This window comes from Bradyrhizobium sp. (assembly GCF_049798375.1).
In the GTDB taxonomy this organism is placed as follows: Bacteria; Pseudomonadota; Alphaproteobacteria; order Rhizobiales; family Xanthobacteraceae; genus Bradyrhizobium.
This window is the reverse complement of the sequence record NZ_JBARGP010000245.1, coordinates 1-9,732: the sequence shown is the minus strand read 5'-3', so window position 1 is coordinate 9,732 and position 9,732 is coordinate 1. Positions and strand designations below refer to the sequence as shown.

The following is a 9,732-nucleotide window of genomic DNA, read 5'->3' as shown; positions in this document are numbered from 1 at the left end:
CGACGCGGCGGCCGCCGCTCGCCATCGCGCTTGCCGCCAAACTCCTTCTTTGGCCCGAAATCCTTCTTGGGCCCGCCGTAGCTGCGCTTGGGCCCCCCTACTCCGCGCGCCGGCGAAGAACGGCCTTTACCGCCGGACGGCCGATCACGCCGGCCGCGGGAGTCGTTGTTTTTATCGGTGTCGCGGGGCATGAAGGTCTCGCTCAGGATGCAGGGCGAACGGTAATACGCGCGCTCTCTGCGCCGCATGTCGCATGAAAATTAGGGGTCACTTTTGCTGAAGGGCGATCCAGTAGCAGACTTGAGCAGGCAATACGAGCCATGAACGCACCGTCTTTCATGGATTTAGCGTTAAAAGCGGCCGAATCGGCCGGAAATGCCGGCGAGGTCCCGATCGGCTGCGTTGTGGTTCGGAACAACGAGGTGATCGCCACCGCGGCGAACCGCACCCTGACCGACCGCGACCCGACCGCCCATGCCGAGGTGCTGGCGCTCCGGCAGGCCGCAAAAACGATCGGGAGCGAGCGGCTGGTCGACTGCGACCTCTATGTCACGCTCGAGCCCTGCACCATGTGCGCCGGCGCGATCTCGTTCGCGCGGATCCGCCGGCTCTATTACGGCGCGGCCGATCCCAAGGGCGGCGCGGTGGACTCAGGCGTGCGCTTCTTTGCCTCTCCCACCTGCCATCATGCGCCGGAGGTGTATTCCGCCGTGGGCGAGCAGGAGGCGGCAATGCTGCTGAAGGAGTTTTTCAAGGCGCGGCGGTGAGGGCTGCACTCGCGCCATGACCACAGCTGTCGTCACCCGCGCAGGCGGATGACCCAGTACTCCGAGACAGTTGTGACCGACCGAGGGGGGCTGCGGCGTACTGGATCCCCGCCTGGCGGGGATGACACCGTGTTTGTAGTTATCCTTCCAGGAAAAATTCCCGCAACAACCTCGCGGTTACGTCCGGATTCTCCTCAGTGAGGAAATGCCCCGAGTCCACCGGCGCGCCGCGCACATTGGTCGCCCATTTTTTCCAGGTATCGAGCGGCGTCGCGGCGGAGCTGGCAATGCCGGCGTCGCCCCACAGCGCCAGCATCGGGAGTGTGATCTTGTTGCCGGCCTCGAAGTCCGCCTTGTCGATCTCGTAGTCGGCATAGGCGCCGGCGCGGTAATCCTCGCACATCGCGTGGATGCGGGCGGGATCGCGGAACGGCGCGAGATAATGTTCCAGCGCGCGCGGATCCATCGCGGCCAAGGTCTTCGCCTTGGTCTGGCTCGCCATCTTCTGCTTCAGGAAGAACTCGCCCGCGCCCGATATCAGGGTCTCGGGGAACGGCGCGGGCTGCGCCAGGAAGGTCCAGTGATAGATCTTCAGCGCGTAGGCGCGGTTCATGCGTTCCCAGTAATCATAGGTCGGCAGGATATCGAGCACGGCGAGCTTCGACAGCCGGCCGGGGTGATCAAGTGCCAGCCGGTACGAAACGCGGCCGCCGCGGTCGTGGCCGGCGAGTGCGAAATGCACATGGCCAAGCTGCTCCACCGCCTCGACCACGGTCGTGGCCATGGCGCGCTTGGTGTAGGGCGTATGCTGCGCATCACTCTCCGGCATGTCGGACCAGCCATAGCCGGGGAGATCGGCGATGATCAGCGTGAACTTGTCGGCAAGCTGTGGCGCCACCTGATGCCACATCACATGCGTCGAGGAGAAGCCGTGCAGCAGCAGCAGCGGCGGCCCGCTGCCGCCGACGCGGGCGAACACGCGGCCCGACGAGGTGTTGATCCATTTCGATTCGTAGCCGGGAAACAAGTCGGCGAGATCAGACATGATATTCCTCCGCGGATCACCGCAGCGACCGCATGATCTCGGCGCGTTATAGCGGGACGAAATCTCCAGCGAAACCGGGTGACCGCGCAGCTCAGCCGCGCGCGGCGCGAAATACGAACCGGATCGGGAGCGCGCCGACATCTCCGCCGAGACCGGCCTAATGCTGCAACGTGTTCGATGCCGCAGCGGCATCGCGGCGAACCAGCAGCGTGAATTCCTTCATGCCGTAATTGTTGACGAGCTCGACACTGCATTTCAGCTCGGCCTGACAAAATCGTATCCACGGCTCCGGGATAGTTTTGTACAGCCGCATGCGGTCGGAATGGTCATCCGCCCCCGGCTCGGAATCCGCGATCATGAAATTGACCGCAAGGCCGCGCCGGCTGGTCTCATGCATCTGCCGCAACATCGACTCGATGAACATCTCCCAGTCTTGCCGCGAATAACCGACATTGACGTTCATGACGCCGCTGGCGACCGTATAATCGGCGATGCGCGGGCTCTTTGCGCTCACCGCGAACCGGCACTGAGGACCGGCAAAGCGACGCCGTGCCCGGCCGATCATGGCACGGGACAGGTCGATGCCGAGATAGTCGATCTCACAGCCGGCATGGCGCGCGGCGAGAAACGGCACCAGCGCGCCATAGCCGCAGCCGACATCGTTCAGGCTGAACGCTGCGCTAAAGTCACACAGCTTGAGCAACTGCACGAAGCGCAGCGCCTGCGTCGCCTGACAGGACCAGTCGACACCGAGCGGTGTCGCACCATGACGTTTGACCCGCGCGGTGTAGTAATTGTCGACATCCGAGCAAATGCGACCGACGTCTGGTGGCTTGCCCTCGAAGCGCCTGCTGGCGACGTCGTTCATTAATCAGCGAGTTCTCGCGCGCGTCTGGCGCGGACCTCATTGGCCACCTGTTGCCGGGCCTCGCGACCAGGTGTGGTCGGAATTGAGATGATAACGTGCATGTCGAGCGAGAACACGACCGCGCGTCCCTGCGAAACGATCACGCGCGGATCATCCGTTGCGGCGTGACATACGATCGATACCGATAGCGGCTTCTCAGACTCCAGATTTTCCTTGAAGGCGTGGATGACGCGGTCATGCCCGGTCATGTCGGTGACATCAGAAGGATAAGTCTTGAGATGATCCAGAAAACGATACCAGCGACGACGCTCAGCCCAATCGTTCGGGACGATACCGAGCAATTTGAACGATTGCTGCAAGCTGTGCCGGCCCGAGAAAACCTCGAACTCGCGCTGCAGCTCAACCATTTCCGATAGAGCTTCAGGCTCAAACCGCTTGTTCAACTGCATCAGAATATCCAAGGTCGTGCTGTCCTTGAGCAAGCCACCCATCGGATCATCCTCCCCAAGCTGCGCGGCCGTTAGAGCCGCGCCCCGTTGACACGCTTAGATTGTATACGACGAAGCGAGGCCCACAAGGGCTTAAAGCACTTGGCGGGAACGAAAATTATTTCGGCTTGATATTGCGGCGCGACAGACGACCACATGAGCTTTGCTGCGTGCGCCTACGAGCGAATGACGCCAACCAATCCCGTCGGGGTCAGCGCGCTTCGCAACGACCTCATGTCTTGCTTCGCTTCGGGGTCGCTTTGCGCCCGGTTCGGGCGGCTCCTGCCGCTTTCCGGCCCCGTGTGCCGGCCGGCGTGGTCGGGATTGAAATGACGACATGCGTTTCCGGGGAGAAGACGGTCGGCGGGCCCTCCGACACCATCACACGCTTGTCGTCCTTGCTCGAGTGACAGACGATCGAGACCGGCATCGGCTTCTTGCCTTCAAGACCCCCCTGGTAGGCCCGGAGAATCCGGTCATGCCCATTCACCTTGTCGAGGTCGGAGGGGTAAGTCTTCAGAAAATCCAGGAACTTGTACCAACGGAGGCGTTCCAACCGGTCCGCTGGTACGATCCCGATTAATGCAAACGACTGACGCAGGCTGCGCCGCGTTGAGAAGATTTCGAACTCCCTCTGCAACTCGACCATTTCCGCCAGCGCTTCGGAATCGAAGCGCGCGTTCAGCTGCGTGATGATGTCCTGTGTCGTTCTGTCCTTGAGAAAATCTCCCATGGCCCCGCCCCTCTACTAATGCATGATGAAAACACGACCATTGTGCACGGCTTATTTGATATCTTCAAGGGAGGATCGGCACTCAATCAACATCGGCCGGTAGAGGCCTGCTGCAGAAACTTCAAGCAATCGTTCCGCATCGGCAAGTGCCGCGTAGGCTTCGTCATCATTCCGTAGATCCGAACGCGATGCATGGATCAGAGCCTGCAACAACACCGCATGCAGCTCACCGATACGGTCCGTACGGCGCTTTGCGACGCCGGTCGCTTCCTGGACTACTTCTAGGCTCGCGTGCAGATCTCCTGCCCGATAAAGCGTCTCGGCAAGATCGGTCAGCATGCGGGCTTCGTATTCCAACCCAGCTCTTGCCTGCCGCCCGTAGTCGACCGCCCGCCGGAGTTCGCAAGCCGCAGCAGCGAAATGGCCCGCAGTTGCCTGAGCAAGTCCTGTACCCGCAATGGCTTTGACCTGGAGATAGGGGATGCCGGAAGATTCGGCGATCTGACGCAATTCGGCGGCGTGCCGAAAGGCCGCATCCACGTCCCGCTGCGACTTGGCGAATTCGATCGCCACGAGATGGGGAATGAACCGAACAATGGGCGGCAGAGGCTCTGGAGGCTTCTCGAGCAACTCGAACAGCTCGATCTGCAGTTCGGCAAAGCGACCGAGTAGCATCAATATCCGCGCCTTCAGGCACTTGAGCCAATGGTCGACATTGAACCCCATGATCTGGTTGGGGTTGAGCCCAAGGGTGACATCGCTTTCGAAACCGCTTTGTTGCGCCATGGCAGCCTGCGCTGTTTCAGCTGCAGCAAGCGCCTCGACAGCGCGTCCCGACATCAGGAAAGCCTGCGCCAGCATCGCATTGACGGTGGCATAGCGGCCAACGTCGCCCTCTTCGGAGGTCAGCTTAACCGCGTTCTGAACCAAATTGACGTAGTCATCGGCGGCACCAGTCGCGGCCAGAACCCGTCCATAGGTGCCGATCAAGATCGGCTCATGCATCTTGTCGGAGGAGCGAGCATAGCGGAGCGCCTCCTCGGCGTAAGGCTTCACTTCTTCCGCCGAGATCCCCACACGCCAACCGCAACCCAGGATCTGACCGCTGGCGAACGCGCGCAGACGTTCAACGTGTTGGGTTTGCGGCTGGTCCTGCAGCAGCATCCGAATTTTCTTCCAGAGCCGAAGGGCCTCGGCGGTGTCGGTGCGGGCTATCCACCGCGCGGCGCGCTGCAGATGCTCGATGGCCGCCATGGTCTGGCCGGCGGCCTCATAATGCGCCGCAATCAAACCGGCGAATTCGTCCTGGCTCCCCCAGTCGAGCCCCCCGATCGCCGTTGCCGCGGCCGCGTGCAGCGTGGCCAGGCGCGACCGCAACTGCATCGCATAAGCTACTTCCTGGATCAGCGGATGGCGGAACGCAAGCACGCCCATGTCGAACGGAGGAAGATCATACAGCAGCTCGGCCTGCCGGAGCTGCGCGAGCGCATCGAACAGGTCAATGTCCGGAAGGCCTGCGACCGGCTTGAGCACCGATAAGGCGATCGAGCGCCCGATCACCGCCGCCGCTTCCAGGACGCTCTTGGCGGTATCGCCGAGACGATCGATCCGGGCGGCGATCACCGCCTGCACGGTCGAAGGCAGCGGGATCGCATCGGTGTCGCCCTTCAGCCGATACGCACCGCGCTCGCCTTCGAACTCGCTGGTTTCCGAAACGGCGTTGGCGAGCTCCTCGAGAAAGAACGGGTTGCCCTGCGCACGTTCGACAATGTTGCGGCTGAGGCCAGCCAGCGATGGATCTTCTCCGAATACGCCGCGCAACAGTTCCTGAGTCTCCTCGGAGCCGAGCGGCATGATATGCAGCTCGTGAAACGGGGTTTCCTGCGTGAACGATGCGGCGAAGCCCGGTCTGTAATTGACCAGCAGCAAACGCCTCGTGCCGATCATCGACTCCGCGAGCGCTTTGACGAATTCCTCGCTGGCCTCATCGATCCAATGCAGGTCCTCGATCAGGATCACCGCGGCGCCGTCGGCCGGCTCGGTGCGGAACAGCATCTGAACCAGATTGAGCAACCGCGCTCTCAGCACGTCCGGATCAAGCTTCGGTACGGGCCGGTCAGGATCGGCAAGTCCCATGAACTCCAGCAGCAACAGTGCCGATGGCTCCGGCACCGACATCTCGGCGAGCTTGTCGCAGACGCGCTGGCGCGACGCTTCGGCTGAATCCTTCGGACGGATACCAAAGAAATCGCGCAGCAGCTCCAGAACCGGCTGGAATGGCGTGGCGCGACCATGTGCGAGCACACGGGATTCGTAGACACGAATTCCCTGGCGGCGGCAGTTCTCCGCAAATTCGAAGCACAGCCGGCTCTTGCCGATACCGGCCTCGCCGACGACGCCGACCACGCTCCCGCGTCCCTCCAGCACGTTCGCCAGCTCGCGTTCGAGCACCCCGAGCTGAGCGTCACGCCCGATCAACGGCAACAGGCGCTGGCCGCTGCGAAAGACGTCGCTGGCGACGGCATTGAGCCGGCCGACCAGCCTGAAGACCGCGACGGGCAGTGCAATTCCGCGAATGGTCTGAATGCCAAGCGGCTCGACCTCGACGAACTGCCGGGCAGCCGCAAAGGTCTCCCTGCTGATCAGGATCGTTCCTGGCTCCGCCATGTTCTCCAGCCGATTGGCGAGGTGCACATTGGCGCCTGCCGCATCATAGGTCTGGTACATGCTGTTTTCGACGACCTGGACGACCACCTCGCCGGTATGAAGCCCGACGCGGATCTGCATAAACGGATCGGACAGACGCGCGATCGAGTCCTGGATCGCCAATGCGCCGAGGCAGCCGCGGACGGCATGATCCTCATGCGGCACGGGAGCCCCGAACAGCGCCATGACGCCGTCGCCCTGCATCTTGTTGACGATGCCGTCATAGCGATGGACGGCCTCTTTCATCAGGTTCAGCACCGGATCGAGCCGTTGCATGGCAAGCTCGGGATCGCCAAGACTGTCAATCAGACGGGTCGAATCCCTGATATCCGCAAATAGCACCGTCAGGCGCTTGCGCTCACCGCCTCTGCTGCTCAACGTCTTCAGCACGCGCTGGGCCGTGTGATCCGGAGGCGTCGATCGGCCCGGCAGAGGAGAGCCGCATTGGCCGCAGAAGCGGTTGGTCGCACCATTGATGTGGTCGCACGCCTCGCACTTCAGCCCGAGCGGGGCGCCGCAGAGCTCGCAGGATGTATTCCCTGCCTTATTCTGCCGCCCGCACCGCGCGCATTCCATGGCCGCTCCTTCCATGGCGGAACTGCTCCCCGCATCGGCGATGAGAACGTTCCCTCAATTGGCACAATCCCGGGGCCGGACAAAGTGCCCAATAGGTCCGATCAACAAGCCTGCCGATCTCGCCCCGATGACGGGTCTCAAGGCCAGCGCGGCATCATATCATTGATGTGACAATTCGCTGACACATTGTGACGACGAGCCGCCTCGGCTCAGCCCCGCTCCGCCGCGATCGCCTGCCAGGCGATGTCCCGGCGGCAGAAGCCATCGGCCCATTTGATCAGGTCGACCGCCCGATAGGCGCGCGCCTGCGCCTCGGTCACGGTCGCGGCCGACGCACAGACGTTGAGCACACGGCCGCCATTGGCGAGGATGGCGCCATCCTTCGCTACCGTGCCGGCGTGGAAGATCTCGGCGCCGTCGACCTTCGCGGCGTCCTCGAGCCCCTCGATCACCGAGCCCTTGCGGTAGTCGCCGGGATAGCCCTTCGCCGCCATCACCACCGTGACCGCAGCCTCCGGAAACCAGCGCAGGTCGAAGTTCTTCAACTGTCCGTCACAGGATGCCAGCATCGCCGGCACCAGGTCCGACATCATCCTGAGCATCAGGACCTGGCATTCGGGGTCGCCGAAACGGACATTGTATTCGAACAGCTTCGGTCCCTCTGCAGTCAGCATCAGGCCGGCATAGAGAATGCCCTTGAACGGCATGCCGCGCGCCTTCATGCCGGCGATGGTCGGAGCGATGATCCGCTGCATGATCTGGTCGTGGACCTCGGCTGTCACGAACGGCGCCGGCGAATAGGCGCCCATGCCGCCGGTATTCGGCCCCTCGTCATGATCGAACACGCGCTTGTGGTCCTGTGCCGAGGCCAGCGGGATCGCGGTTTCGCCGTCGCACAGCGCGAAGAACGAGACCTCGCGGCCCTCCAGAAACTCCTCGATCACGACCTCGGCGCCGGCCGTGCCGAAGCCGCCGCCGAACATCATCTCGATCGCGGCCTCCGCTTCAGCCAGCGTCTTCGCCACCACCACGCCCTTGCCGGCCGCGAGCCCGTCGGCCTTGACCACGATCGGCGCGCCCTGCGTCCGCACATAGGCCAGCGCCTCGGCGGCACGGGTGAAGCGGCGATAGGCGCCGGTCGGGATGTTGAACTCGCTGCAGAGATCCTTCGTGAACCCTTTGGAGCCCTCGAGCTGCGCGGCCAATTTGCTCGGCCCGAACGCCTTGATGCCGGCGGCGGCGAGATCATCGACGATGCCGGCGGCGAGCGGCGTCTCCGGCCCGACCACGACGAGATCGACCTTGTTGGCCCGGCAGAAATCGATCACGGCCGCATGGTTGGCGACATCGAGCGCGATGCATTCGGCCTCTCTGGCGATACCGGGGTTGCCCGGCGCGCACCACAGCTTGGTCAGCAGCGGAGAGCCGGCAATCTTCCAGGCGAGAGCGTGCTCGCGGCCGCCGGAACCGATCAGGAGAATGTGCATGAGTGTCGCCGTCGCTGCAGGAGAAACCGCTCCGTCCGAAGCACGAAATCCGACCAGCCTGCAAGGGGGACGCATGGCGCCGCCGACTTGTCCCCGGCGGCCAAACGAGGTCCTCGGCCCGAAGGAGAATATGATTGGCGATAGGCGTCCAAACTTCTTAACTAGGGGACTGTCCTTACACGCCGAATCATCGAATGGCCCCTGCGGAAGCCCTGCTCAACGCGCCTGAATTTACCGTCTCCGAGCTCTCCGGTGCGCTGAAGCGCACGGTCGAGGACCGGTTCGGCCATGTCCGCGTGCGCGGCGAGATCACCGGCTTTCGCGGGGCCCATTCCTCCGGCCACTGCTATTTCGCGCTGAAGGACGAGGGCGCCAAGATCGAGGCGGTGATCTGGAAGGGCGTGCACGGCCGGATGCGCTGCAAGCCGCAGGAGGGACTCGAGGTCATCGCCACCGGCAAGCTGACCACCTATCCCAATTCCTCGAAATACCAGATCGTGATCGAGGCGCTGGAGCCTGCCGGCATCGGCGCGCTGATGGCGCTGATGGAGGAACGGAAGAGGAAGCTTGCCGCTGAGGGGCTGTTCGATGCAGCACGCAAGCAGGAACTGCCCTGGCTGCCGGAGGTGATCGGCGTCGTCACCTCGCCGACCGGCGCCGTGATCCGCGATATCCTGCACCGGCTGGAGGATCGCTTTCCCCGCCACGTGCTGGTGTGGCCGGTGAAGGTGCAGGGCGACGGCTCGGCCGAGCAGGTCGCGGCCGCGATCCGCGGCTTCAATGCGCTGCCCGAGCGGGGGCGGATTCCGCGTCCCGACGTACTGATCGTGGCGCGCGGCGGCGGCTCGCTGGAGGATCTCTGGTCCTTTAACGAGGAGATCGTGGTCCGCGCCGCGGCCGAGAGCATGATCCCGCTGATCTCGGCGGTCGGCCACGAGACCGACGTCACCCTGATCGATTTCGCCTCCGACAAGCGCGCCCCGACGCCGACCGCTGCGGCCGAGATGGCCGTGCCGGTGCGCAGTGACTTGATGGTCGAGGTGGAGGGCCTCGGCCGCCGCA

Annotated in this window: 9 protein-coding genes; 2 read left to right on the top strand and 7 right to left on the bottom strand. The window is 63.4% G+C overall.

What is annotated here, in order from left to right:
• On the bottom strand, window positions 1–191 hold a 191-nt coding region (locus tag WA702_RS10470; RefSeq protein WP_425110443.1), incomplete at its 3' end, for a hypothetical protein.
• Window positions 192–320: 129 nt separating this feature from the next.
• On the opposite strand from WA702_RS10470, the gene WA702_RS10465 reads away from it, so the two are divergent.
• Entirely contained in the window at window positions 321–767 is a 447-nt protein-coding gene (locus tag WA702_RS10465; RefSeq protein ID WP_425110442.1) for a nucleoside deaminase, read from the top strand.
• 139 nt (window positions 768–906) lie between these two features.
• Here the strand turns inward: WA702_RS10465 and WA702_RS10460 are convergent, their stop codons facing one another.
• From WA702_RS10460 to purD, 6 genes are all read right to left on the bottom strand, one after another.
• On the bottom strand, window positions 907–1,812 hold the full coding sequence (locus WA702_RS10460; RefSeq protein ID WP_425110441.1) for an alpha/beta fold hydrolase: 906 nt from the start codon (window positions 1,810–1,812) through the stop codon (window positions 907–909).
• 157 nt (window positions 1,813–1,969) lie between these two features.
• The gene (locus WA702_RS10455; protein WP_425110440.1) at window positions 1,970–2,680 is read right to left on the bottom strand and encodes a class I SAM-dependent methyltransferase; all 711 of its coding nucleotides are present in this window, start codon (window positions 2,678–2,680) and stop codon (window positions 1,970–1,972) included.
• Window positions 2,680–3,171, bottom strand: coding sequence for a hypothetical protein (locus WA702_RS10450; protein WP_425110439.1), 492 nt, complete (start codon window positions 3,169–3,171; stop codon window positions 2,680–2,682). The genes WA702_RS10455 and WA702_RS10450 overlap by 1 nt, the downstream gene beginning before the upstream one ends.
• Before the next feature lie 229 nt (window positions 3,172–3,400).
• Window positions 3,401–3,901 (bottom strand): hypothetical protein, encoded by a 501-nt coding sequence (locus tag WA702_RS10445; protein ID WP_425110438.1) that lies wholly within the window; start codon window positions 3,899–3,901, stop codon window positions 3,401–3,403.
• Between the two features lie 51 nt (window positions 3,902–3,952).
• Window positions 3,953–7,183, bottom strand: a complete 3,231-nt coding sequence (locus WA702_RS10440) for an AAA family ATPase (RefSeq protein WP_425110437.1) — start codon at window positions 7,181–7,183, stop codon at window positions 3,953–3,955.
• A gap of 209 nt (window positions 7,184–7,392) precedes the next feature.
• The gene (purD, locus tag WA702_RS10435; RefSeq protein ID WP_425110436.1) at window positions 7,393–8,670 is read right to left on the bottom strand and encodes a phosphoribosylamine--glycine ligase; all 1,278 of its coding nucleotides are present in this window, start codon (window positions 8,668–8,670) and stop codon (window positions 7,393–7,395) included.
• 194 nt (window positions 8,671–8,864) lie between these two features.
• Here purD and xseA point away from each other — a divergent pair.
• The coding region (gene xseA, locus WA702_RS10430) for an exodeoxyribonuclease VII large subunit (RefSeq protein ID WP_425110435.1) at window positions 8,865–9,732 on the top strand (868 nt) is incomplete at its 3' end.